The sequence below is a fragment of the Klebsiella sp. RC2 genome (assembly GCF_014192815.1).
Taxonomy (GTDB): Bacteria; Pseudomonadota; Gammaproteobacteria; order Enterobacterales; family Enterobacteriaceae; genus Klebsiella; species Klebsiella variicola.
The window spans coordinates 559,298-581,129 of the sequence record NZ_JACHYL010000003.1 but is presented as its reverse complement, the minus strand read 5'-3'; the positions used below and the strand labels follow the sequence as shown (position 1 = coordinate 581,129).

Here is a 21,832-nt window from a genome sequence, read left to right as displayed (position 1 = left end):
CATTCCTTTATCGGGAAAGTTTCCTCTCCCGATCTGGTTAGCCCACGTATTCCGGTTTCATGTCGTCCAGGGTGATGCGGAACTGGTCATACAGTTCATCACCGAGGTGGCGTTTCGCGCCGTTGAGAATGCCTTCAGCTTTAGCAAACAGTTCGACGGCTTCCGGTTCTCCGGGATTAGGTAGAGAGTTGATCGCGGCCTCAACTTTGTTTCTGGCGTCAACCATGAAAAAACGCTGCACGGCTTTACCTTTCAGCTCGGTGAAGAGAACAGTGCCCAGCACAGCTTTCTCTTTATCCAGATCCGCCCTGATGGCTTTTGCTGCATCTACCGATTCGGCGCGCTCAATGCGGTCACGGAAATCATCTGCCAGGGAATCAATATTGAGAGCTGAATCCTGCGCGCTGGTGGTGATGTCTGTTCCGCTGGTGATCTCTGCCACAGACATTCTTTGCGCCGGCGTCGGGTTTATTTCTCGCTCGGTCCTTTGTTCAACCTCATCCGGGCTGTAAACACCCAGGATGACTTCCGGGCAATACAGCCGCGCCCAGTATTTGACGCCCAGATAAGCGATTTGCTGTTTCGGGTTAGAAACCCACAAAGGAGAATTACGTGTGACGACTCCAGAGAGATAAAGTGGCTCCCCCCAGGTGATTTCCGATTCACCGCGCAGAATCGCGCCGACCTGGACGAATAACCCGATTTCGTCCTCATCTGTCCAGCCTCGTACACGCTCGGTGACATTGTATTTCCCGTTTTTGCCGTGCTTTTCCCGGGTGACCTCTTGAGTCCTGGTGCAGCGCTCCCAGTCGCCTCCGTAACGATAGTGAAAGCGGCCATGAATGGCGCTTGAGCTGGCGATTACCGCATTGACCAATTGGGCTTCATACCCAAGCACACCGTTTACCAGATGCGTTTTTTGCGCTACTGCGTAGGGATTCATGCCCCATTGCATTGCCTGCATAACGATCGCCATGCAATCGGCTGGTTTACCCGCGAGGTGTGCAGGTACCGTCACCTGAGAATCTGCCATCAGGTTTGCAAATGCCGTTAGCTGGCCGAGCGCCTGCACGTTGAAGATGGCGTTACTGGCAGAAATGGTATTTGGAGCCTGTTGCTCAGTGGTAACAATATTGGTGTTTTCCATCGTCATATCCCCTTATGCCTGTACGCGCAGCGCTTCGAGACGGCGCAAATCAAAATCGTTGAGTTCTTCGGCGTAATCCTCAGTGATTGGCGCCGGCCATTCGCCAGTGTCGAAACCGTTCGCGATCGCGCGCATAGCTTTGCGGTATTCCAGCATGCCGAGTTCCAGCAGTTCTTCGGATGCCTCGATGATGGCGATCCAGTGGTAGTTCTCGTCTTTGTTGACGAATATCCAGAAGAACTGGTCAAGGGCTGCTGTTTCGCAGTACATAGCCGCGCTGAGGTGGTAATCCCGCTCGATGATTTCCCGGTGCAGTTTCGCGCGCAGGCCTTCCTGCTTGATGTTCCACATGCTGATGGTTTTAAGGTCCGCACCGATGCGCAGGCCGCCCATGTCTATCTCAAGGTCAGGGCGCACGCGAATTTCCAGCCCGGTTTCCTCATCAATGCCGAAATAGCTCACCTCGACGGCACGGCCCGGGTGCGTCAATAACTTGCTGGCGGTCGGGTGATTTAACAGCGCTTTCTGAATGGCCAGTGCCGTAGCCAGCTGCTGGCGGGTAACCAGCACTTTTCCTTCCGGGTTCTCGCGCCATGCATCCAGCAGCTCGTCGGCAAACACGGCATCTGGTTTTACCGATTTCACGGCCTGAATGAGATCGGCCTTTGTGCCAGAGACTTTCAGGGGCTGCGCCTTCTGTGCTTCCTGAGCAACCATGTCAGGATTGATAATCGCCAGTTGCTCCAGTAAGGCATCGCGGCTGCCGCTGGTTTTCACCTGGGCGGGCAGGGTAGCGTTGTATTCCTTGATACAGGCCTTCATTTTGGCTGCGGTAACTTTCTGGCCTTCTTCGACGCGCTGAAATTCAGAAGGTAAGGCCATGTAGTTTTCACCTGTTTGGGTCACGTCATCACCCATCGGAACCGGCTGCGGCTGTGTGGCGTTGTGCGCTTCAAGCAGCGCCTTGATATCGTCAGCACTCAACAGCGGCGGAAGCCCGGCGTTGTACTCGTCGATAAACGAGCGGATCGTCGCAGTCGTGGTGAACGCACCTTCAGGTATTTCTGGCTCGACGCTGAACTCTTTATCCATGTCGTCGGGCTGCAGAGCCAGTGCATGCACCAGATTGCCCATATCCAGAACAGGGGAGCGTACCTTCTGGATAGTTTTGGATACGTGGCGCGCCTCGAAATACATCAGCGATACCCGGGCATCTTTAACCATTGTGGAGCTGATGCCGTTAGCGGCGTGGTAGACCTCATTTGGCACGCCTTCATATCGACCAGGCTCGAAATACTCCGGCCATGCTGGCGCTGCTTGTTCAGCCTCTTCCTCTTCATCGCTGTGAGCACTCCCGGAAACCTGGCTATTCAGCACTGCGGCTGTGAGATCCGGGCAGCGTTCAGCCAGTATTTCGCTCATGTTCACGGCAGTTGTTTGCGCAGGAGGCTCATCAGCGCCTTTGCCTGCTGATACCGCATTATCATTTTCGTCTTTGACTGACTGAGCCGCTTCCATCTGCACATTGCTGGTGGTTCCTTCTTCGGTGGCAGGAGTAGCCGGTGAAGCCATAAGGCCTTCAATTGAAAACATTCCGCCGCCGAGATTGGCAATTTCCGGGGATCGGGGTTTGGTCAGGTCTTCGGTTATCCACTTCGGATCCGTGGGGTCACTGATACCTTCGACATATTCGCCACGTTCGGCTGCCAGAACCTGATTAGCGTCAGGACGTTTCCTTTGGGTTTCTTTCACCAGTTCGGTGCCAATTACCTGAAAGTCAGTGGAGAGATGTTCCAGGTCAGGCGCACCTTCTTCTCCGTTGATAGCCTTTTTCACCGCGTCCAGAGCGACGGCGGCAGATGAAACATGACCTGCTTTCTCAAGCGTTTCAGCAGAAGGGGCGTCATGTTTATGCTCTGTCAGGTTCGCATTGATATAGGTCTGCAGACTTACCGGGAAATGGTGAACATCGCTGGTGGCGCCACGGATAAGGGCAAAAATCGCTGCGCGGGAATAATCCAGGATGCCAGCGACCTTGCGCAGCGCTGCCGACCATTCCTTGAACGGACTTTCTTTCTTCTGGACGATCTCTTTGGCCCGGCGGTGAATTGATGCCGGGAAATTGTAGATATCGAAATCCATTGGCATTGTGGCCAGGGCTATTTCTACATCGAGCGTATCAAGGGTATGGGTGTAGTCAGGATTGCGATCGGTTTTATTACCGCCGCCAGCATTCGTACCTGCATCAGTTTTCATAACCGAAGAAATGCAGTTACCGGCAGCCCATTCCCTGGTGAGAATGCCGCGGTCGATCGCGTTAGTAGCGAACCACAGCTTTGCAAACTGGATACGCTTGCCGAGCTCATGCCGTTTCCCTTCCGGGAAGATTTTTTTATTGGCACTGGTGAATTTCCAGAGCGCCGGCATATCGTATTTTTTGATTTCAGGGATATTCTCGGCGGCCAGAATCAGATCCTGGACGGCTGCGTTATCAGTGTCCATTTCAAGAACTGACAGCTCCTGCCGGTGAGGCATGCTGATATGATAAACGTGGCGTTCTTCGGCCATATACTGCGCCAGCAGCTGAGCGCGAAAGGGGAGTTCTGCCACGTTAAAAAGCGCGCTCGAATCGTCCTGGTATTCATCGCTACCGAAAGTTTCCACGGTCTCACCTTGTGCCGCGTCGCCAGTAGTATTGGCATCAACCAGCTCGCCAGTGACGGCCTCAGAGGATACTCCGGCATTATCGCCGTGATGAACATCAGCAGGCGCCTGTCCTGGCTTAAGAGTCCAGGTGCGGCCATCGTCGCCGAGCTGGTAGCGTTCGCACCATGAGTAATCGAGAACACCCTCCGCTGGCAGGTCATTGAATACCGGGAAATCGGTGCGAATAGGTTTTTGATAGTCTTTGCCGCGGCCTGTTTCGATCCCAGCGTCTTCCAGATCAACGTCGAGCTGCAGTAGAGCGCGGGCTTCTGATTTATTAGTGCGCCAGATTACGGCATCAGCTTTACCCGATTTTTGAGTCGCTTTTATCAGATAAAAATATTCCATGTGATAGCCTCTATTTTGGATGTAGAATCCCCCGGGCCATTGGTAGCGCCCATTCAGGGTGGTCATTGGTTTTGGTAATTTCCGGTGTAACTTTGGTCGGTGGCACCGGACGTACAGCCCGCTTCGGCGGGTTTACGTTAGCCCTCGTGAGCCATCTGGTCGTGAGAGGCGCAACGTTCTGAGCAATACTCTTTTTCTTTCCGTGCGAGCTGGTTCCCCTGGAGGTACAACAGGGTGCTTACCACTGGTTTTCCCTCGATTGCTTTACGGCAGTAACCGCATTTCTTCTGCATTCCTCCCCCTACATTTGCACCGTGAACCCGGCTGGATGCTCGTCCAGTACACCTTTCAGCGGATAACATTCGGCTTTCACGTGTTGCTCTTCTGCAGCTGCCTTGCAGTCATTCTCACTGTCGTAAACGCCGAGCAGGACATCCTGATTACCGCCCGTCAGCATGCTGACGGTGAGAACCAGGGCAAACATCGTGCTCATGAAGGGTCTCCTTTTTGCGCGAGCATGTAGCACACCCGGCGGATGAAAGCTGACAGCGGACTTAAACGAACAGCCTGCTGACGAGCGGGTTTGCGTGCGAAATCAATCATAGAAATAACTCCCGCAGCGCGCTGAAGAGCGCAATCCAGATGAAGAGTCCAATTACTGCCGAAATGACCATGGCAATGATGCCTTGCTTACTCATTTCAACCTCAGCCATTACGTGGCCAGCGGAACGTTTGAACCTACTGCGCGTTGATCTCTCCACCTCATCCGGTGATTCGTATGCCGCCGGCAGCTACTTCGTGGGCTCCATGCCTGGGTGGTTCGTTGCTACGAGATAATTAAACACTTTGTTTATTATTGTGTCAACTAAATGAGTTTGTAGATATAAACAAAAAGTTTAATTTTGTATGTGTATAGGCTTTTACAGTATCTTTTTAAAGCAGTTGGCGGTTAGAAAATCATCAGTAAGTGGAGGGTATGGATTACGATGAGGATAAGGCGGGGCTGATACTGATGCATTTAGGATGGTTGTGGTGGATCTGGTAGTGGATGGTCACTTGGTCAAACAACATGTGGGAAATCGGGAACGCTATACATAGAGAAGAGGGCTAACAGGGACGCGGCATAACTGTTGTGGAAAGGGCAATAAAAACCCGGCGCGGTGGCCGGGTTGTTAGGCGGCTAACTTAGGTAGCCATACGCTTCTGCTTACGAAAGGGAGAACATTACTTACGTCATTGAAAAGCAAAATCAGCTGCTGCATTTGATGTCCGATGGATTCATCATCGACAACGACATATCGATTGTTGATGGTGTTGTTTGCCTGGTAAAGATCCATTAACTTGCCAAGCAATGAGTAGGCACTATTCCAAGATCCACCCTCTTTGATACTTGAGGTAAATATGTATTTCGGCGTTGCAGTTTTGATAGTCACAGGAACTACGATATTGTGACCGCTCATGCCACTAACCTCCTCTCGCAACGCTATTAGGCTAGAAAGTGAGCTTTTAGACAGAAAATCAATAACATCTGCTTCAAAACGTTTGGACTGGATAGGTGAATACCAATCGATAGACATTGCTGAAGCAAGGATTCCAGCACGGATAACGTCTGATGTGACCTTGCCAAGTTCATTTTCGTTTTGTGCCCACTTAAGGATTTCACCTCTTTCATTAAGCTCAGCACCCTCGCGAGAAAGAAGTTGGCGAAGTGAATCCAGCCGACTTTGATTAAGGGAAATCCCCCGCGCCTCCATGTTCATGAGGGCATCACATCGGTCAGTGACTTTGTAAATTCCATTGATTTGCTGAACGAACGCACCAACGTGCTCCCCATCATCGCAGTAGGGAAACGGACTGATTATTCGCAAGGACTCTTCGCCTATAGGAAGGCATTCATATCCGAGCCTGGAAATTATCGTTGAGCACATCATAGCAATTGAATTTGTCCAGAATCTTCTTGGGTTGGCAAAGGAAGGGTTCCTATGCATGTCACATTTAGTTTAGAGCAGAAAAAACTCCAATGCCCTAATACGTCACTGGGGGCAATCTTATCTCGAATGATAAGACCTATTTCATACGGCAACGCTGATTCAAAGTAAAGGTGATAGTGTGGGCCAAGAATGCTTTCTGCGTAGTCTGGGTGTAACACTTCCACACGGTTCGTATGCCTGTCATATGGGTACGAATCCACACCAAAAACTCTACGCCCAAAATATAGGGCAGCCATTTGAATTTTAGGATAATCACCGTATTCATCAGCAGGACGCCATTGTAAAACGAACTTCATCCCTGGCAATGGTGACCCAGATTCATAGGGAGTGATAGCAGTCTGGAGCCACATCGGCGATCGCCCTGGTGGTGGCTTTTTCACCCATTTAATGCTGGTAACGTCCACTGTTTTATTGGAGTAAAGGACGCTATCAACATCTAGCTGTAGTAAGGAGCTTTCGTTTTTCTTTGCCACTAGATATCCGTTTGCCTTTCCATTTCAGCCTATAAAATATCAAATGAACTTACACTTAAACTCGCTATCACCAAAACCCTTCACCAGGCAACAACTGGCTACCCATGCTTCCTGTACGTCAGCGTCGTGTTACTCCGAATCGCCCTTAATCCGCCGCCCCATGTACTTGGCATACAACTCGTCGAGCTCCTTGAGGCGCAGTGACACGACTCGCAACATGTTCTGTTGTTCTTCTTCGTTTGGCAGTTGGTTGTAAAGCTCAAGCAACCTTCGTTCGTCAGGTCTCAACCCGTCTTTAGAGCCCACATCTTGGCCTAAAACCCACTCAAGGCTGACACCAAGCGCATCGGCAAGTTTGATGGCGGAGCTTTTTCCTATGGCACCGCGCACAAACCAGTTGTTAACAGACTGAGAGCTCACACCGCAAATCCTCGCGATATCCGCTTTAGATATGCGCTTCTTCTCAATGATTTCGTTAAGCCGCTGAACCTGCGGGTTATCTGCTTGGTGCGTATTTTTTCTCATATATCACGATTTTAAACTAAATGTTTACGCCAACAACATTCATAAAGTTGACATTAAAATAAACATAATGTTTAATTTGGCTCGTAACTTATAGGGAGTCACTTATGAATGCATTAGAGAAAGCCATAAAAAATGCCGGTAACGCAAAAAAGTTGGCTGAAAAATTGGACGTATCCTCAATGACAATTAGTCATTGGAAAAAACGTTGTGGAGGGCTTGTACCTCAGGGTCGTATTTCCTCTATTTTTCAGGCTACAGGCGTTACTCCCCACGAATTGCGCCCAGATCTCTATCCAAATCCAACAGACGGCCTGCCGAAACAGGAAGGCTGACCATGCAAATAATTTCCTTTCAACAAAATACCGGATTCAAGACTGGCGCTTTGATAAAGCGAAATCAGCCGATAGTGACAGAGCACGACAACATTCGCTCAGCCGTTCGCGCCTGGGCAGCAGCTGAAGGTCAGGATGTTGTGTCGGCACACATCATCGGTGAATGGCGGCAGCAGGGCGGCGGGGATATCGCCTTTCCTGACGACATCAGCCGTGCCCGACAGAAGCTTTTTCGCTACCTAGACAACCCGGCCGAGTCTGAGCGCTATCGCGAGTACGTTCGCCTTCTTACACCGGCGATCATGGCCGTTCTTCCTCTGGAATACCGTCACCGCCTATTGCCCGAAGAGAGTTTTATGTCCCGACTGGCTCGTCTGGAGAAAGAAACCAGCGAAGCAAAGATTGCCGTTGCTGTGGGGGCTCCACGCCATCAAAAGCTGAAAGAACTGAGCGAGGGAATTGTCGAGATGTTCCGGATAGACCCTGAGTTAACGGCGCCGCTGATGGCCATTGTCACTTCAATGCTAGGAGTGACGTGATGCTGGAACTCAGAAAGGTGAAGGCCGCGGTGCTGCAACACCTACGGCTTTCGTTGCGAATTAACTGGATCAATTCACAGGGGAAATTATGAACACGAACCAACTGAATATCAATAATGGGGGCGCCCATGGCTAAAAATTCTATCGACGCATACGGCGCCAGCGGCAAAAGCAATGTTCTTTTTTTCGAACCGGAAAGTTTGCATCTGGTTACCGATACAACACATCCGCTTTACGACGAACGAGTACACCTACCGCTTAATGAAGCTGTGATCCTCAACATCATGGAACTTGGGGTACTCGAACCGATTATCGTGTGGAAGGACCCAGAGACAGGGAAAACCTGTGTGGTGGCAGGTCGGCAGCGCGTAAAGAACGCTAAGGAAGCAAACGCCAGGAGAAAGCGGGCAGGGCTGGAACCCTGGCCTATACCCGGTATAGCTAAGCGCGGCTCAGCAATTCAAATGGCCAAATACATGGTCAGCGAAAACGAGATAACCCAACCAGATACCCCACTGGGCCGGGCCAAAAAAATGGTTCAGCAGATGGAATATGGTCATGACGAAAATGACATTGCCCTGCTTTTTGGCTGCAGCGTAAAAACGGTCCAGGCAACCGTGGCTCTACTGGATGCTACGCAGGCCGTCCAGGCGGCGGTTGAGGCTGGAAAAGTCACTGTCACTCAAGCGCGTCAACTGGTCGATATGCCACCGGAAAAGCAACGGGAAACGGTCAAACAGTTAGAGGCAGCGGCAGAGGGTGTAACTGGCCACGAGAAAGCTCGTCGCCAGCGCGCTGTTCTCGGTGACACAAAGCCGCGTCTTAAATCCCGTAAGGAAATTACCCAGCAACTTCAAACCGCCAGCGGCGAATACGCAGCGGCTTTGCGGTGGGTGCTTGGTGATGAAAACACACCAGTTTAAGCAACAACGGGGTCTCTATGCGTGATTACGGCAAGGTGCATACATCATTTTGGATAAGCGATGGAATGCGCCGGGTATCGGATGATGCCAGGTTGCTGGCGCTGTACCTGCTCACCGGGCAACACACAAACATGATCGGATGCTTCAGGCTGCCTGATGGATACGTTTCGGAAGACCTTGCCTGGACTCCTGAAAGGGTTTCGAAAGGGTTTGATGAGCTATCGGCTAACGGTTTCGCAACGCGTGATTCGTCATCGAAATGGGTGCTAATTCGTAACTTTCTGACCTGGAATTCAGTTGAAAACCCAAACCAGGGAATTGCAGCACTTCGTTTGTTTGATCAGGTCCCGGACAAATCTACGGTGAAGCTAGAGCTGGCGCGGGTTTTAGCCTCGGCAATATCCCACATTGGTATCGCAAAACTAAAGGGTTCCGAAAGGGTTCTCGAACCGTTCCTTAACCAGGAACAGGATCAGGAGCAGGAACAGGATCAGGAGGAAGATAGTTCGGGGCATGGCTCCGCCACACCCCCTGACGATCAGAATCAGGACGAAGGCGATAAACCTGAACCTCAAAAAATATACCCGAATGAGTTCGAGCAGGTCTGGTCGGTTTATCCCAAGCGGGCAGGGGGTAACAGCAAATCCGATGCCTTCAAAGCCTGGAATGCCCGAATCAGGGATGGAACCACTACGGCGGAAATCTTCGCAGGAGTGGTGCGTTACGCGGCTTTCGTTAAAGCCGAGGGAATCCTCAACACACAGTACGTGAAACAGGCGAAAACGTTTTTTGGCCCTGGTATGCATTTCAGCGAACCGTGGGCGATTCAGCAGGCGCCAGGCGCACGAGATCCCAATCAGATTTCGGAACCTGACAAAACCATCCCATCGGGATTCAGGGGGTAGCGATGAAAAACATGATTGGTACCGGGAATGCACTGGAGCGACTGAAAAAACTCATTCCCCCTGGCGTTCAGCCAAAATTCGGCAGCGTTGATGAATGGCGTGCCTGGCAAGTCGAAGAAGGCCGTAAGCGCTGTGAGGAACTGGAAAAACAAAACCAGCGTGCACGTGCAGAGAAAATCTTTGGACGTGCAGGAATTCAGGATCTGCACCGCGGCTGCACATTCGCGAACTATCAGGTTGAGTCGGATGGCCAGCGTCGGGCGCTCTCGATGGCGAAAAGTTACGCGCAGCAATTCGGCTTAGGGTTTGCGAGCTTCGTATTCAGCGGAGCGCCAGGCACCGGGAAAAACCATCTGGCGGCCGCAATCGGAAATCACCTGCTGGCTGGTGGTCGTTCTGTGCTGGTGGTAACCATTCCGGATCTCATGCTGCGTGTTCGGGAATGTTACGACGGCGGGCAGTCAGAGGCGTCATTGCTGGACGATTTGTGCCATGTGGACCTGCTCATTCTGGATGAGGTGGGTATTCAGCGCGGAAGCAGCGGTGAAAAAGTCATCCTGAATCAGGTTATCGATCGCCGGCTGTCCTCCATGCGACCTGTCGGCATCCTAACCAACCTGAACTATGAATCGCTGAAGGAAACACTGGGCATGCGGATCCTTGACCGTCTCCAGATGGACGGCGGTATGTGGGTGAATTTTGAATGGGACAGCTATCGCAAAAACGTGCGCCATTTGCGCGTCGTTAAGTGAGGTATGTATGGCAAGAGCATTGTCAGCAGTTGAGCGCAGAGAGTACGTCCGCGCAGTGATTCGGATCACCAGACATCAGGGGCGACTCACGACCGCCGAGGCAATGAAAAAACTTGGGCTGAGCCGCGCTACTGTCCAGCGGTATTTTTCCGAAGCAGAAGCGACTGGCGAGGTTGTCCGGCATGGTCGTCTGGGATTGTTCCGCGATCAGCGCGCCGTGATCGATTTTGACATGAAACGGCTTGGGATGGTGCCAAAGGCCGCTACCGGGATGAATTACAGCCTGCTTGGCAGCCCTGTATTTCAGCGTGTTTTGGATGTGCAAGAAGTAATTTCTGCGGGTAAACCGATAGCCGCCCCGCAGGAGGTGAAATAGTGGATCCTTCACTGGAATATGCCTGTAAGCGAATTCTGGAGCTGGAGCAGTTGTTGCTGGTGGATGTTCCTGAAACCGTTTGGCCCGCCGAGGTTGCAATGGTTCTGTCTCAAGTAGAAAGCGCCGGGGTTCTCCATGCGCACCACAAGCAACGACTGCAGCACCATATCAACAGAATGTGGCTCGAAAAAATGCCGGTACCGTCAATTATCGCCGCGGCCCGTTCGCTGGCCAGCACCATGGAGAAATACGTGTGAGAGAGAGCGAAATCATCGTTGATAACTTTGCCGGCGGCGGCGGGGCGAGTACGGGCATCGAGATGGCGATTGGGCGTAGCGTGGACATCGCGATAAACCACGACCCAAACGCTGTAGCTATGCATACCACCAATCATCCGGGAACTCTGCACTATTGCGAGTCTGTTTATTCAGTGCGTCCAAAAGTAGCGACTGCCGGCCGCAATGTTGGTTTGGCCTGGTTCTCGCCGGACTGCCGCCACTTTTCCAAAGCAAAAGGGGCTAAACCAGTTGAAAAAGCGATTCGTGGGCTGGCGTGGATCGTTATCCGCTGGGCGCTGGATGTTGGTCCGCGGGTAATGATGCTGGAGAACGTTGAAGAGTTTAAAACGTGGGGTCCACTACTGGCGGCGGAAATGCGTCCGGATCCGGACCGTGTTGGCGAAACGTTCCTGGCATTCGTCGGCATGCTGACATCCGGAGTTCCTGCGGATCACCCTGCGTTGTTGGAATGCTGCGAGTTTCTGGAGTTGTCGCCGGATAGCGAACAGGCGAGGCGCTTGATTACCGGGCTGGGCTATGACATCGATTATCGCGAGCTGCGCGCCTGCGACTATGGTGCACCAACTATTCGTAAGCGCTTTTTCATGGTGATGCGAAGGGACGGAAAACCGATAGTCTGGCCAGAAGCTACTCACGGGGATCCGAAATCACCGGCGGTGCAGGCTGGAAAATTGACGCCATGGCGGACAGCTGCTGAATGCATCGACTGGTCTATTCCTGCACCATCGATATTTGACCGCAAAAAGCCGCTTGCAGTTAATACGTTGAAGCGTATAGCACGGGGTATCCAGAGATTTGTGGTCGATAGCGATAACCCATTCATCGTTAAATGCAACCACACTACGACACGCGGTAAATATGATTGTTTCCGTGGGCAGGGGTTATATTCACCAATACAGACAATCACCAAAACTCATGGTTACGCGTTGGCGGTACCTACTCTGGCACCGTTTATGGCTGGAAATGGTGGTAGCCAGTACCAGGCTAAACCGCGTCCACTCAACAAACCAGTTCATACCATCTTAAAGCAATCCCGAGCATGCGTGGTTGCCCCGGTTATCGCCCGCCAGTTCGGCGCAAGCATTGGCCACCGGGCAGATGAGCCTAGCGCCACGATTACCGCTGGTGGAGGGGGTAAGTCTCAGTTAGTCACCGCTACGCTTATTCAGATGGGGTATGGCGAGCGGGTAGGGCAATCGCCGCGGGTTCTCAATCTTGGTAAACCGTTGGGTACGGTTACAGCTGGGGGCAATAAGTTTGCCGTAACAACTGCGTTCCTGGCGAAACACTATGGCGGGAACTACGCCGGTCCAGGCGTTGCGCTTGATGAGCCAGCTCACTCAGTGACTACCGTCGATCATCACGCTCTTGTGACATCGCAACTGGTAAAATTGCGTGGTACCTGCCGTGATGGTCAGCGCACCAATGAACCGATGCCGACAATCACCGCTGGAGGTCAGCATGTGGGAGAGGTTAGCGCGCTGCTGGCGGCTAATGATTACGACGAGCGGCGTGCGGACCAAGTTAAAAAGTTCCTAAATTCTTTTGGCGTCAGCGAACTGGTGACGATTAAGGGCATTGTTTACCGCATCGTTGATATCGGGATGCGAATGCTGCAACCGCATGAGCTTTACCGGGCGCAGGGCTTTCCGGAGTGGTACATCATTGACCAGGATTACCGCGGCGTAAAATACGCGAAGGACAAGCAAGTGGCTCGCTGCGGTAATGCCGTCCCGCCGCCGTTCGCTGAAGCGCTGGTGCGGGCCAATTTGCCGGATCTATGTCAACAGAAGGGAATGGCTGCTTAATAAACTTCTATCAATTCAACCCGCGCCGGCGGGTTTTCTTTGTTGTCCTGGTAAATAGGGGATTGCACACTACACAAATTGTGCATCCTAAGGCTCAGTAGTTTTTTCTGCTACACCAATACATCTGAAATTAATTAAATTCTGAAATTGGCCTTTTCCATTTGATCGAGTGAAATAGGGGCTTGTACGATACACAAAATATGCCGTCGACAACCGCGCAAAGCTTTTAACTCCGTTAGCCATGAAAGTTAAACAATACTCCCAAACTTTCAATTTCGATAATCTCTTTTGAAAATAGGGGCTTGTAGGACGATCTTCATCTGCCATCATATCTTCCGCTACCGTGAAATTTTCACATGTAAGTGATTTAACATTAATTTATACTGTATAAAAACACAGTATATGGTTTTGCTTCCGGGAGGTAGGGATGCGCAATGAGAGTAATGAGTACTACGATCTGGTTAAACGTTCTACAGGTGAAGTTGTTGGCAGCATCAGGGCAGCAGGCCGGGTTCTGGTATACACGGCAAATGGTGTTACTTCTATGCGACCACTGCTTGAGGACGAGGGAGTATTTAATCTCAACGCAATGACCAGTTTTCTGCATCGCCTCGGCTACCGAGTTATCCCGCCTTCTGATAATATGAAATCAACGGCCTGAACAACCGTTGACCTACTGCGCCACGGAGGGAAACCATGGCGCAATTGCACTTAATAAAGCAGTCACAAGGTTTACTGATCCCTGCCACGCAGGAGACCAGCGAATTTCTACAATCAAAATGCAAGCTCGGCTGCGTTCTGGAGGCCGACTTTAAGCTTGTCCGCAATCCGGCGTTTCACCGCCGTTACTTTGCTTTACTCAATCTCGGTTTTGAATATTGGGAGCCTACCGGCGGGGCGATTTCGTCTAATGAGCGCAGGCTTATCACAGGTTACGCCAAATACCTTGCTGCATATGGCGGGAGTGAATCGGCGTTACTTGATGCCGCCGGGCAATATCTCGACCGAATAGCCGAGAAGCGATCCGGCTATATCAGTATTTGCAAATCTTTCGATGCTTACCGGGCGTGGGTCATCGTAGAAGCAGGCCACTATGACGCCATACAGCTGCCGGACGGCACGCTGAAAAAACACCCTCGCAGTATTTCTTTCGCCAGCATGGACGAATGCGAATTCCAGGAACTGTACAAAGCATCGCTCGATGTTCTCTGGCGATGGATCCTCTCTCGTTCGTTCAACAGCCTGCAGGAAGCTGAGAACGCCGCAAACCAGCTTTTAAGCTTCGCGGGGTGATGCCGATGAAACACTCATGGTTTCACCATCACGAATGCACAACGCAGCAGGCCGACGAACTGATGGCTAGATATCGCCAGCGGGGCGTAAAGGTCGAACGAAGCTTAAACCCTGACTTTATGACATGGACCGTCAGCGCGCAGCTGGTGGAGGACAAAAATCCGCCGCGGCCAGACTCTCGCTGGCGCAACAGGATGTGGGGGTGAGTATGGCGAACCTACGTAAAGCGGCCCGAGGCCGCGAATGCACAGTACGTATTCCCGGGCACTGTAATGGCAACCCGGAAACCAGTGTACTGGCGCATTACCGTCTGGCTGGCACCTGCGGAACTGGATGCAAGCCGGACGATACCCAGGCGGCTATTGCCTGTAATGCATGCCACGATCTCATCGATGGCAGAAAGAAAACCACAGATTACACCCGCGACGAACTGCGCCTGATGCATGCGGAAGGTGTGCTCAGAACATTGGCTATATGGAAAAAAGAGGGGTTACTGAAAGCATGAAACTCGAAGCGTCCTTAAAACATTTCAGCCCTCAGGGTATGCATATCAGCGACGACGTGAAAAGCACATCACCTGATCGTCTCAACGGTACGGATGTTATGGCTGGTATTGGGGTGACAAGCAGCAGGGCACGGTTCGGGCTGGCAGCGTTCTTTGGAAAGACTGGCATCAGCAAGACAGATGAGCAGTTGGCCGTCCAGGCGCTAGCGCGGTATGCGATTGAAACCGCACCGAAGAACGTACGCAAAACAGCTGGTAAAGAGCTGGGGCGCTGCTGCCTGATTTTGGCACAGTTTGCCTTTGCGGAGTATTCCCGGTCCGCGGAAACAACGGGAGTCTGCAGGGTATGCAGTGGCACCGGACAGATTGAAACCACTACCACAGAACGCAAAGTTTCTAATCCGTGGGGCAAAGCACCATATTGGGCAAACAGGTCCCGTGCTGTTCGTCCGTCCGACTGGGATAAGTGGACTGAAGTAACAGCCATCATAAGCGCTAAGTGTGAAGCTTGTGACGGTAAGGGGAAAATAAATGCACGCTGCCGCTGTGGTGGTTCTGGCCGGGTTCTGGACCGCAAAGCGACAAAAGAGCAGGGAGCACCGATATATAAAATCTGTGAGCGCTGTTCGGGGAATGGCTTTTCAACGATGCCGTCTACTGCTGCTTACAAAGCGATTCTGACGCTTATCCCAGACCTGCACATCAGAACATGGACACGCAACTGGAAACCTTTCTGCGATGCGCTGGTGGACCTATGCTGGAGGGAAGAGAAGAGGGCAGATAAAGAGTTTCAACGAGCAACAGCTGATTGAGTAAATGGTCGCATTATTTTGCATTTTAAGCGCACGATGCTTGATTTTGTCCGAAGTTGTCGTGTATATTTTAAATCGTGGAATAAAGCGCCTGAACGAAAACATTTATATAAACCCTGCTACGGCAGGGTTTTGTGTTTTTGAAAACAAATGCCTGAAATCGGCTATAAAGTGTGATCTGCATCAAAATGCCATGCGCCAAACTTAAGGAATATTAAGGAACTGTAAATATTCTTTATAAGTGATGGTCTTATGGCGTTAAAAGATATTTTTGTGCGTACCGAACCTCGCAGACGGCATTATGGCGTTGCATTGTTTATCGGGCTTATTTCTGGGGTGGTTTCAGCATTTGTTAAATGGGGTGCTGAAGTACCATTACCACCGCGTAGTCCTGTCGATATGTTTACCAGTGCCTGTGGACCAGAGTCATTAATTCGAGCTGCCGGGCAAATTGATTGCTCCAGAAACTTCCTTAACCCTCCTTATATTTTCCTGCGTGATTGGTTAGGGTTAGCCGATCCAAATGCGGCTGTCTATACCTTCGCCGGACATGTGTTTAACTGGGTAGGCGTAACACATATCATATTCTCGATCGTATTCGCGGTTGGGTATTGTGTAGTTGCTGAGGTGTTTCCAAAAATTAAGCTGTGGCAGGGTTTGCTTGCAGGTGCACTCGCACAACTGTTTGTCCATATGATTTCGTTCCCGCTTATGGGCCTAACCCCACCGTTGTTCGAACTTCCATGGTATGAAAACGTTTCTGAAATATTTGGTCACCTGGTGTGGTTCTGGTCCATTGAGATAATTCGCCGGGATCTCAGAAACAGAATTACGCATGAACCTGATGCTGAGGTTTCTCTGAATTCAGCATTCAGATAATCCAAGCTGCAAAGCCAGGAACCCGCATAAAATGCGGGTTTTTTATGCCTGCGATTAGTAGCTGTTCGACAGCGCTGTTCGCTGCGATGGCAGCCGTAAGATAGGCGTCTTTCACAGGCATTGTATTGACGCCAGCTATGTTTGCAGCATAACGTATTGATGTGGTGAATCCCCCTGTGCGGAGGGGCGACCAGTCAGTTACAGAAACCTGTAAATGCAGCGCGGGCCATGCCGACTGGGGCATGCTCACCGGGAGGCACCCGGCACCACACTGTCACTAAGCATATTGAATATTTCATAGTGGGTTTACTTTTGCGGTAGCCCTTCTATGTTTATAGAACGTAACGGCAAAAGTGAATGCTTCCTGGTAAATCGGTAGCTCGGACTATTAGGAGTGCTTTCGTTTCGTTACTACCTAGAATGCCTACTTTCTGCCCGCTTCTCTGAGCGGGCTTTTTTTATTCCTAATCAGTTCACGTAAAACATCAAAACAATAATTATGCATTCATCTGCTGGCATGCCTTTTACCTTCAACTGAGAGACACTCCTGGCTATGAGAAGGAGAGTCGAAGCATGCTTTATGTCTAAATCTCTTGTCATTGCAACGTATGGCATTGAAACGATGTTATCGAGATGTTAGGTTTTATGTGTGGTGAATCCCCCTAGCGGAGGGGCGTAAACAGTTAGAAGTGAATCCTCAGCGCGAGTCACGGTGACTGACCAACGACTTACCGGGAAGCACCCGGCACCACACATACTGCATAACCCCCTAAAGGCCTTCCATTCCGGTAGGCCTTTTCTCTTCTGGGCGCCATGACGTAAAAGTTCGACCCGTAGACCTATAACTGTCTGTGGGTTCGTCAGGCCACATTGCCTGATGGGCTCACTTTTGTAAGCTATACGGGCGCTGCAGTGGATGCTTTACCAGAGATTATGATGATGTAAAGCCTAAGCGACTGGGAGTTTGTCTTGAGTGAAAATCTTACTACAGTGAGGGCACATCAGCGCAGAGCCTTTCTGGACTCGGGTGTAACTATGTTCTGATTGGTTGGCGCAGCCAGGGCAGGTACATTTGATGAGGTAGTTGCGATTGTTTTTTGAGTTTTTGCGTTGTTGCATATGATATTTCCTGATGAATGGTCCGCAACCATACACTATCCCCAGGCACATAGCTCGCGTTGAATTCCCCAACCACCTCTTCAAGGTGGTTTTTTCTTTCAGGCACCTGGAATCACCATTGATGAGTATTCCACCTGCCGGTCCTGATCCCTTTCAAACACACAGCACCCCGTTAACCCGGAGGTGAACCTATGGCAAAGCATATGCAAGACAAAGAGAGCATGGCCGGAATCACCTGGCTAGCTCTGCTGATCATTGCTGGTTGGGGCGGCCTTGTCCGATTCCTGATGGATGTGAAGCAGGGCAAAGCAAAATGGAGCTGGATAAATGCTTTTGCGCAGATTGTGGTTTCGGCTTTTACCGGGGTCATTGGTGGGCTCATCAGCATTGAAGGTGGCCTGAGTATTTACATGATACTGGCCACTGCCGGTATCAGTGGTGCTATGGGGTCTGTAGCGCTCACGTATTTCTGGGAACGAATCACCGGAGTGAAAGTACAATGACAGCAGACCAGATTATTGAGGGGATCCTCGGCAAAGAGGGTGGTTATGTCGATCACCCCTCTGATAAAGGCGGGCCAACCCGCTGGGGCATCACCCAAACCACCGCCCGTGCACATGGTTACACCGGTGATATGAGAAACCTGCCCAGGGAAACAGCAAAGCAAATCCTGCTGAGCGATTATTGGACCGGCCCCCGGTTCGACCAGGTGGCGAGTTTGTCTACGTTACTGGCAGATGAGCTTTGCGACACTGGCGTGAACATGGGGCCCAGCGTCGCCAGTAAGTTCTTTCAGCGCTGGCTGACGGCAATGAATATGCGCGGAAAGCTGTATCCCGATCTGATCCCGGATGGCGCCATTGGCCCCCGAACCATCACTGCGCTTAAGGGATATCTTTCAGCCCGAGGGAAAGAGGGGGAACAGGTTCTGTTACGCGCGCTGAACTGCAGCCAGGGCGCCAGATACCTCGAACTTGCGGAGGGTCGCGAAGCCAACGAGGATTTTCTCTACGGCTGGATTAAGGAGCGCGTGCTATGAAGATGATCATCTTCGCTTTGCTCGTGCTGGTGGCTTTGCTCGTTCTCTTACTGCTGCGCAAATATACCCGGCTGGAGTTCGTAGGCCATGCCAGCCTGCTGCTGAAAACGTGGTCTGTAAAGCTGGGGACTATCGGCGCGCTGGTTGGTGTGTGGGCGCAGTCGTTCCCGGATGCTGCACTGCACGCCTGGGCGATGCTGCCGCCGGACATTAAAAACATTCTGCCTCCAAACATTGTTGCGTTGATTAGCCCTGCGCTGGTGGTGCTGGCGGTGCTTTCGCAATACGTACGCCAGCCAGCATTGAAAGCTAAGGCCGAAGAACTGAAGGAGCCGCAGCGATGAGCTTCGAAATTATTGCTGGGCTGGTGGTCGTCATCCTGGGCGCTATAGCTGGCACGTTCGGTATTGGTCATGCTCGCGGTACCAGTAAGGCAGAAGCCAAAGCCGATCTGCAGCGTACCGAAGAGAACGCCGCCGCAACCGTCGCCGCGACAGAACGTAGGGCAGAAGTCACGAAAGAGGCAAGCGATGTACAGCAGACTGTTAGCCATATGCCTGATGACGATGTTGATCGGGAGCTGCGCGAGCACTTCACCCGCCCCGGTAGTCGTTGATACCGCGTGCAGCTGGGTGCGGATTATCTACCTGACCGACCACGATATCGAGGTGCTGGATAAGCAGACCAAGCGCGATATCCTGGCGCACAACAAAGCAGTGCAGGCCAATTGCCAGAGCATTACCCCTATTCAGTGAGTTAAAAGAATGGCCTCATCCTTGAGGTCCACGGGTAAGTAAACGCAAGGTCTTTCATGTAATGGCTCTTTTAGCCTAGGAGCCAGCTCAGAAACAACAAGCGTAAGCGGTAGATATTTATGATTTTTTTCTGCTGCATATCCCCAGCAAACCAAAAGGGCTACGAAATGAGTGAAGCTAAACCGCGGGATGGCAGCACCGTAAAGGGATACCGCACGTTAACCGAGGGTGATATTGAACAGATGAACCGTCTGAAGGGTGTCAGTAAGCACTTCTTAAACCTTCTGGATACAGCCAAAGAATCAGATGCCGATACCCGTTGGATTGGTATGGCTAAAACTGAAATGCAGAAGGCGTGCATGTTCGCTTGTCGGGCTGTGGCTCAACCTGAAGACGGCTGTTAGCGCTTCAACGTTTCAATGAAATAAATAGAACCGCGGAATGAATCCTACAAAATGCAAGTGTGCTGTATTTTATCGGATTCTAATGAGGTTTTGAGGTGTTTTTCTACTGGTTGCGAGAAAAATGAAAGGTCAGACGTTATGGGAAGTGGCTCATCCATGAGCACACGGGTAAAACAACGGACTTTGTCATGGCAGAGCAAAGTCAAAAGTAAGTGTAGAATGTGTCTCGGATTTAACAAGCTCAGCGGGTTTGTTTCATTGATTGTACGTCTGTAACTTTCATAATATTTCTGCCATTTCAAAACTAACATATTAGGAAAAAACTTAGGAAATTTAGAGGGTAAGTGGAAAAGTGGACAGCTAAATCTCCTCGTGAAGCAATGGGCTTAATTTTAAAAAAAATATATAGTTTGCAATGTTAGTTTTTTAGTTCATTATGCATGCTACATTGACTTTTTATAAAGTGAGTTACTAATTATGATTGATTGCAAACTTCCGCGACTTCCAAAGCATTATCGATATGGTGCTGAACAAATTAACAAATTGCCTGAGCGTGGGGATGTTTTTCCTCCCGCGGGCAGTATAATAAAGTCAGTAAGTTTAACTGAAAGTGTGTTTGTTTGCGTTCCGGTGCAGCGTTATATTCATGGGTTGGATATTTGGGTCACAGTTGAATCCTCTTGCTAATATTTTTTTTGGTAAGAGTGGCTTTTCGTTAGTTTGGTAGTTTCTATTTTTTGTAAATTCGCTGTAGGAATTTAAAATTAGCATCATTGCAACGCTTTCAAACACCGTAGAAGGATTATGATGCTAGTGCAAAATAATATTTATAATAATTCAGAGTCATATGCTCTTCTTTTGTTTAGTATGTGGCCTGTCCTTATTGTACTTCTTGTTGTGATATCTTGTGCCTTCTACGGTGTATTGATGCATAAAACTGCAATTTGTTGTTTTCTGTCAGCCATGTTCCTTGGTATCGCAGGCTGGTTTTATGGATGATCACCAATAGCTCTAATATGAGTCGTTTTTTAGTATAAAGTCAAAGTGTCATTACTTTACCTGGCTTGTAGCGCTGGTTCTCTAAGGTTTGACGATAAAAGGCCCTGCTCATACAGGGCTTTTCTGTATGTATTATTTATTAAAGAGGTAAGACATGTCAGAGATCACCGCATCCGAGCAAATCCGCCTGGATATCATCAAGAAAGTTAACTACGACACCGCAGCGGCCAAGTTGGCCATTGACTGGGTAGGCGACAGCTATCTGAAATCTGAACTTTTCGCAGACTCCTTTGATCGTGTTTACACGGAAAGCGAGATTGTCTCGAAGACCCGTAAAGCGATTCAGGAAGCGACCGAAGCGCTGGCGTTGTTTGATACCGGCGCAGAACAGGCCAGCTAAGGCATTACAACAGGCATTCACTGAGTGCCTGTGATAATGACCATCAGACAAATCGTCTGGGCTGACAGTTCAATCAATCACCAATTTCCAGTTATACGGGGTAACTGACATCATTGTCTGTTTATCCCGGTGAATTTTGAAATACTCACTACTCTCATAACGTCTCTGCCTGCCAACACCAGAACGGCAGAGGTCAGTTAGCCGTATAGATGAACCTCTCCCGGGTGGCTCCTGAGAGATTCTTTATACGCTAGCTGGTAGTAACTAAAGGCCGCATATTTTTGCGGCCTTTTTCATTTTTGTAAAATGAAAGCCCTCAGGCGGTTAACGATGCTCTGGACCATGGAAGTGATCTCCACCATGCCCGCCTCCATGGGGACCAGGGGGAAGGATACATCCTGAAAGTGACAGCGCACCACAGATCACAAAAACAGCAAGCATAATTCTTTTCATAATAACTCCTGAACTAAAGAGCCTTAATTCCAAAACATAAAAGTGAATAT

28 protein-coding genes and 1 pseudogene are annotated in these 21,832 nt (G+C 50.5%); 21 read left to right on the top strand and 8 right to left on the bottom strand.

Features of this window, described 5'->3' with window-relative positions; genetic code table 11:
* Nucleotides 1-37 precede the first annotated feature (37 nt).
* The 7 genes and pseudogenes from FHW76_RS12365 to FHW76_RS12335 form a co-directional block, all read right to left on the bottom strand.
* Nucleotides 38-1,197 (bottom strand): annotated as a pseudogene (locus FHW76_RS12365) (RecT family recombinase).
* Nucleotides 1,160-4,201: a RecE family exodeoxyribonuclease gene (locus FHW76_RS12360; protein ID WP_183476743.1), complete on the bottom strand. Its 3,042-nt coding sequence runs from the start codon at nucleotides 4,199-4,201 to the stop codon at nucleotides 1,160-1,162. The pseudogene FHW76_RS12365 and the gene FHW76_RS12360 overlap by 38 nt, the downstream one beginning before the upstream one ends.
* Nucleotides 4,202-4,338: 137 nt before the next feature.
* Nucleotides 4,339-4,494: a YdaE family protein gene (locus FHW76_RS12355; RefSeq protein ID WP_023282477.1), complete on the bottom strand. Its 156-nt coding sequence runs from the start codon at nucleotides 4,492-4,494 to the stop codon at nucleotides 4,339-4,341.
* Between the two features lie 8 nt (nucleotides 4,495-4,502).
* Complete coding sequence (locus FHW76_RS12350) at nucleotides 4,503-4,694, bottom strand: YebW family protein (RefSeq protein WP_040217592.1); 192 nt, start codon at nucleotides 4,692-4,694, stop codon at nucleotides 4,503-4,505.
* 679 nt (nucleotides 4,695-5,373) lie between these two features.
* Nucleotides 5,374-6,129, bottom strand: a complete 756-nt coding sequence (locus FHW76_RS12345) for a DUF1828 domain-containing protein (RefSeq protein ID WP_225540979.1) — start codon at nucleotides 6,127-6,129, stop codon at nucleotides 5,374-5,376.
* Nucleotides 6,129-6,665 (bottom strand): hypothetical protein, encoded by a 537-nt coding sequence (locus tag FHW76_RS12340; RefSeq protein ID WP_071995244.1) that lies wholly within the window; start codon nucleotides 6,663-6,665, stop codon nucleotides 6,129-6,131. The genes FHW76_RS12345 and FHW76_RS12340 overlap by 1 nt, the downstream gene beginning before the upstream one ends.
* A gap of 129 nt (nucleotides 6,666-6,794) precedes the next feature.
* Nucleotides 6,795-7,190 (bottom strand): helix-turn-helix transcriptional regulator, encoded by a 396-nt coding sequence (locus FHW76_RS12335; protein ID WP_032421495.1) that lies wholly within the window; start codon nucleotides 7,188-7,190, stop codon nucleotides 6,795-6,797.
* A 104-nt stretch (nucleotides 7,191-7,294) separates the two neighbouring features.
* On the opposite strand from FHW76_RS12335, the gene FHW76_RS12330 reads away from it, so the two are divergent.
* The 14 genes from FHW76_RS12330 to FHW76_RS12270 all read left to right on the top strand — a co-directional run bounded on the left by FHW76_RS12330 (nucleotide 7,295) and on the right by FHW76_RS12270 (nucleotide 16,613).
* Complete coding sequence (locus FHW76_RS12330; protein ID WP_071582752.1) at nucleotides 7,295-7,522, top strand: YdaS family helix-turn-helix protein; 228 nt, start codon at nucleotides 7,295-7,297, stop codon at nucleotides 7,520-7,522.
* 2 nt (nucleotides 7,523-7,524) lie between these two features.
* The gene (locus FHW76_RS12325; protein WP_126315460.1) at nucleotides 7,525-8,061 is read left to right on the top strand and encodes a toxin YdaT domain-containing protein; all 537 of its coding nucleotides are present in this window, start codon (nucleotides 7,525-7,527) and stop codon (nucleotides 8,059-8,061) included.
* A 128-nt stretch (nucleotides 8,062-8,189) separates the two neighbouring features.
* On the top strand, nucleotides 8,190-8,984 hold the full coding sequence (locus FHW76_RS12320; RefSeq protein WP_065806072.1) for a ParB/RepB/Spo0J family partition protein: 795 nt from the start codon (nucleotides 8,190-8,192) through the stop codon (nucleotides 8,982-8,984).
* Nucleotides 8,985-9,001: 17 nt separating this feature from the next.
* Nucleotides 9,002-9,889 (top strand): hypothetical protein, encoded by an 888-nt coding sequence (locus FHW76_RS12315; protein ID WP_183476741.1) that lies wholly within the window; start codon nucleotides 9,002-9,004, stop codon nucleotides 9,887-9,889.
* A gap of 2 nt (nucleotides 9,890-9,891) precedes the next feature.
* Complete coding sequence (locus FHW76_RS12310; protein WP_126315459.1) at nucleotides 9,892-10,641, top strand: ATP-binding protein; 750 nt, start codon at nucleotides 9,892-9,894, stop codon at nucleotides 10,639-10,641.
* Nucleotides 10,642-10,648: 7 nt separating this feature from the next.
* On the top strand, nucleotides 10,649-11,017 hold the full coding sequence (locus tag FHW76_RS12305) for a DUF977 family protein (protein ID WP_053810491.1): 369 nt from the start codon (nucleotides 10,649-10,651) through the stop codon (nucleotides 11,015-11,017).
* Nucleotides 11,017-11,274 (top strand): hypothetical protein, encoded by a 258-nt coding sequence (locus FHW76_RS12300; protein WP_108433268.1) that lies wholly within the window; start codon nucleotides 11,017-11,019, stop codon nucleotides 11,272-11,274. Before FHW76_RS12305 ends, FHW76_RS12300 begins: the two co-directional genes overlap by 1 nt.
* Complete coding sequence (locus FHW76_RS12295) at nucleotides 11,271-13,124, top strand: DNA cytosine methyltransferase (RefSeq protein WP_126315458.1); 1,854 nt, start codon at nucleotides 11,271-11,273, stop codon at nucleotides 13,122-13,124. The genes FHW76_RS12300 and FHW76_RS12295 overlap by 4 nt, the downstream gene beginning before the upstream one ends.
* 427 nt (nucleotides 13,125-13,551) lie before the next feature.
* Nucleotides 13,552-13,785: a hypothetical protein gene (locus FHW76_RS12290; protein ID WP_023304767.1), complete on the top strand. Its 234-nt coding sequence runs from the start codon at nucleotides 13,552-13,554 to the stop codon at nucleotides 13,783-13,785.
* Between the two features lie 35 nt (nucleotides 13,786-13,820).
* On the top strand, nucleotides 13,821-14,417 hold the full coding sequence (locus tag FHW76_RS12285) for a DUF1367 family protein (RefSeq protein ID WP_117147561.1): 597 nt from the start codon (nucleotides 13,821-13,823) through the stop codon (nucleotides 14,415-14,417).
* Entirely contained in the window at nucleotides 14,417-14,623 is a 207-nt protein-coding gene (locus FHW76_RS26440) for a hypothetical protein (RefSeq protein ID WP_040206312.1), read from the top strand. The genes FHW76_RS12285 and FHW76_RS26440 overlap by 1 nt, the downstream gene beginning before the upstream one ends.
* Before the next feature lie 2 nt (nucleotides 14,624-14,625).
* On the top strand, nucleotides 14,626-14,922 hold the full coding sequence (locus FHW76_RS12280; RefSeq protein WP_117147560.1) for a DUF1364 domain-containing protein: 297 nt from the start codon (nucleotides 14,626-14,628) through the stop codon (nucleotides 14,920-14,922).
* Nucleotides 14,919-15,734: an antitermination protein gene (locus FHW76_RS12275; RefSeq protein WP_117147559.1), complete on the top strand. Its 816-nt coding sequence runs from the start codon at nucleotides 14,919-14,921 to the stop codon at nucleotides 15,732-15,734. Before FHW76_RS12280 ends, FHW76_RS12275 begins: the two co-directional genes overlap by 4 nt.
* A 252-nt stretch (nucleotides 15,735-15,986) precedes the next feature.
* Entirely contained in the window at nucleotides 15,987-16,613 is a 627-nt protein-coding gene (locus tag FHW76_RS12270) for a YagU family protein (RefSeq protein WP_038421387.1), read from the top strand.
* A gap of 948 nt (nucleotides 16,614-17,561) precedes the next feature.
* On the opposite strand, the gene FHW76_RS26320 is transcribed toward FHW76_RS12270, so the two are convergent.
* Nucleotides 17,562-17,732 (bottom strand): YnfU family zinc-binding protein, encoded by a 171-nt coding sequence (locus FHW76_RS26320; protein WP_220384099.1) that lies wholly within the window; start codon nucleotides 17,730-17,732, stop codon nucleotides 17,562-17,564.
* Nucleotides 17,733-17,935: 203 nt separating this feature from the next.
* On the opposite strand from FHW76_RS26320, the gene FHW76_RS12265 reads away from it, so the two are divergent.
* From FHW76_RS12265 to FHW76_RS12235, 7 genes are all read left to right on the top strand, one after another.
* Nucleotides 17,936-18,235, top strand: a complete 300-nt coding sequence (locus FHW76_RS12265) for a phage holin family protein (RefSeq protein WP_126315622.1) — start codon at nucleotides 17,936-17,938, stop codon at nucleotides 18,233-18,235.
* Complete coding sequence (locus tag FHW76_RS12260) at nucleotides 18,232-18,771, top strand: glycoside hydrolase family 108 protein (protein WP_117147558.1); 540 nt, start codon at nucleotides 18,232-18,234, stop codon at nucleotides 18,769-18,771. Before FHW76_RS12265 ends, FHW76_RS12260 begins: the two co-directional genes overlap by 4 nt.
* Nucleotides 18,768-19,115 carry a hypothetical protein gene (locus FHW76_RS12255; protein WP_048324665.1) on the top strand — a complete coding sequence of 116 codons (348 nt, stop codon included), beginning with the start codon at nucleotides 18,768-18,770 and terminating at the stop codon, nucleotides 19,113-19,115. Before FHW76_RS12260 ends, FHW76_RS12255 begins: the two co-directional genes overlap by 4 nt.
* On the top strand, nucleotides 19,112-19,387 hold the full coding sequence (locus FHW76_RS12250; protein ID WP_108433261.1) for a hypothetical protein: 276 nt from the start codon (nucleotides 19,112-19,114) through the stop codon (nucleotides 19,385-19,387). The genes FHW76_RS12255 and FHW76_RS12250 overlap by 4 nt, the downstream gene beginning before the upstream one ends.
* A complete protein-coding gene (locus tag FHW76_RS12245) occupies nucleotides 19,338-19,526 on the top strand; it encodes a hypothetical protein (RefSeq protein ID WP_108433260.1) in 189 nt (62 codons plus the stop codon). The genes FHW76_RS12250 and FHW76_RS12245 overlap by 50 nt, the downstream gene beginning before the upstream one ends.
* Before the next feature lie 167 nt (nucleotides 19,527-19,693).
* Nucleotides 19,694-19,930 (top strand): hypothetical protein, encoded by a 237-nt coding sequence (locus FHW76_RS12240; RefSeq protein WP_108433306.1) that lies wholly within the window; start codon nucleotides 19,694-19,696, stop codon nucleotides 19,928-19,930.
* A 1,153-nt stretch (nucleotides 19,931-21,083) separates the two neighbouring features.
* Entirely contained in the window at nucleotides 21,084-21,329 is a 246-nt protein-coding gene (locus tag FHW76_RS12235; RefSeq protein WP_023304777.1) for a DUF2560 family protein, read from the top strand.
* The last annotated feature ends 503 nt before the right edge of the window (nucleotides 21,330-21,832 follow it).

Bases quoted from the DNA above. Each gene is read 5' to 3' on its own strand.
- FHW76_RS12260 (WP_117147558.1), top strand. From the start codon at position 18,232: ATGACAGCAGACCAGATTATTGAGGGGATCCTCGGCAAAGAGGGTGGT.
- FHW76_RS12235 (WP_023304777.1), top strand. From the start codon at position 21,084: ATGTCAGAGATCACCGCATCCGAGCAAATCCGCCTGGATATCATCAAG.
- FHW76_RS12355 (WP_023282477.1), bottom strand. From the start codon at position 4,494: ATGCAGAAGAAATGCGGTTACTGCCGTAAAGCAATCGAGGGAAAACCA.
- FHW76_RS12265 (WP_126315622.1), top strand. From the start codon at position 17,936: ATGCAAGACAAAGAGAGCATGGCCGGAATCACCTGGCTAGCTCTGCTG.
- FHW76_RS12280 (WP_117147560.1), top strand. From the start codon at position 14,626: ATGGCGAACCTACGTAAAGCGGCCCGAGGCCGCGAATGCACAGTACGT.
- FHW76_RS12345 (WP_225540979.1), bottom strand. From the start codon at position 6,129: ATGTGCTCAACGATAATTTCCAGGCTCGGATATGAATGCCTTCCTATA.
- FHW76_RS12250 (WP_108433261.1), top strand. From the start codon at position 19,112: ATGAGCTTCGAAATTATTGCTGGGCTGGTGGTCGTCATCCTGGGCGCT.
- FHW76_RS12290 (WP_023304767.1), top strand. From the start codon at position 13,552: ATGCGCAATGAGAGTAATGAGTACTACGATCTGGTTAAACGTTCTACA.
- FHW76_RS26320 (WP_220384099.1), bottom strand. From the start codon at position 17,732: ATGCAACAACGCAAAAACTCAAAAAACAATCGCAACTACCTCATCAAA.
- FHW76_RS12315 (WP_183476741.1), top strand. From the start codon at position 9,002: ATGCGTGATTACGGCAAGGTGCATACATCATTTTGGATAAGCGATGGA.
- FHW76_RS12245 (WP_108433260.1), top strand. From the start codon at position 19,338: ATGTTGATCGGGAGCTGCGCGAGCACTTCACCCGCCCCGGTAGTCGTT.
- FHW76_RS12240 (WP_108433306.1), top strand. From the start codon at position 19,694: ATGAGTGAAGCTAAACCGCGGGATGGCAGCACCGTAAAGGGATACCGC.
- FHW76_RS12320 (WP_065806072.1), top strand. From the start codon at position 8,190: ATGGCTAAAAATTCTATCGACGCATACGGCGCCAGCGGCAAAAGCAAT.
- FHW76_RS12325 (WP_126315460.1), top strand. From the start codon at position 7,525: ATGCAAATAATTTCCTTTCAACAAAATACCGGATTCAAGACTGGCGCT.
- FHW76_RS12285 (WP_117147561.1), top strand. From the start codon at position 13,821: ATGGCGCAATTGCACTTAATAAAGCAGTCACAAGGTTTACTGATCCCT.
- FHW76_RS12275 (WP_117147559.1), top strand. From the start codon at position 14,919: ATGAAACTCGAAGCGTCCTTAAAACATTTCAGCCCTCAGGGTATGCAT.
- FHW76_RS12335 (WP_032421495.1), bottom strand. From the start codon at position 7,190: ATGAGAAAAAATACGCACCAAGCAGATAACCCGCAGGTTCAGCGGCTT.
- FHW76_RS12330 (WP_071582752.1), top strand. From the start codon at position 7,295: ATGAATGCATTAGAGAAAGCCATAAAAAATGCCGGTAACGCAAAAAAG.
- FHW76_RS12310 (WP_126315459.1), top strand. From the start codon at position 9,892: ATGAAAAACATGATTGGTACCGGGAATGCACTGGAGCGACTGAAAAAA.
- FHW76_RS12360 (WP_183476743.1), bottom strand. From the start codon at position 4,201: ATGGAATATTTTTATCTGATAAAAGCGACTCAAAAATCGGGTAAAGCT.
- FHW76_RS12350 (WP_040217592.1), bottom strand. From the start codon at position 4,694: ATGAGCACGATGTTTGCCCTGGTTCTCACCGTCAGCATGCTGACGGGC.
- FHW76_RS26440 (WP_040206312.1), top strand. From the start codon at position 14,417: ATGCCGATGAAACACTCATGGTTTCACCATCACGAATGCACAACGCAG.
- FHW76_RS12305 (WP_053810491.1), top strand. From the start codon at position 10,649: ATGGCAAGAGCATTGTCAGCAGTTGAGCGCAGAGAGTACGTCCGCGCA.
- FHW76_RS12255 (WP_048324665.1), top strand. From the start codon at position 18,768: ATGAAGATGATCATCTTCGCTTTGCTCGTGCTGGTGGCTTTGCTCGTT.
- FHW76_RS12270 (WP_038421387.1), top strand. From the start codon at position 15,987: ATGGCGTTAAAAGATATTTTTGTGCGTACCGAACCTCGCAGACGGCAT.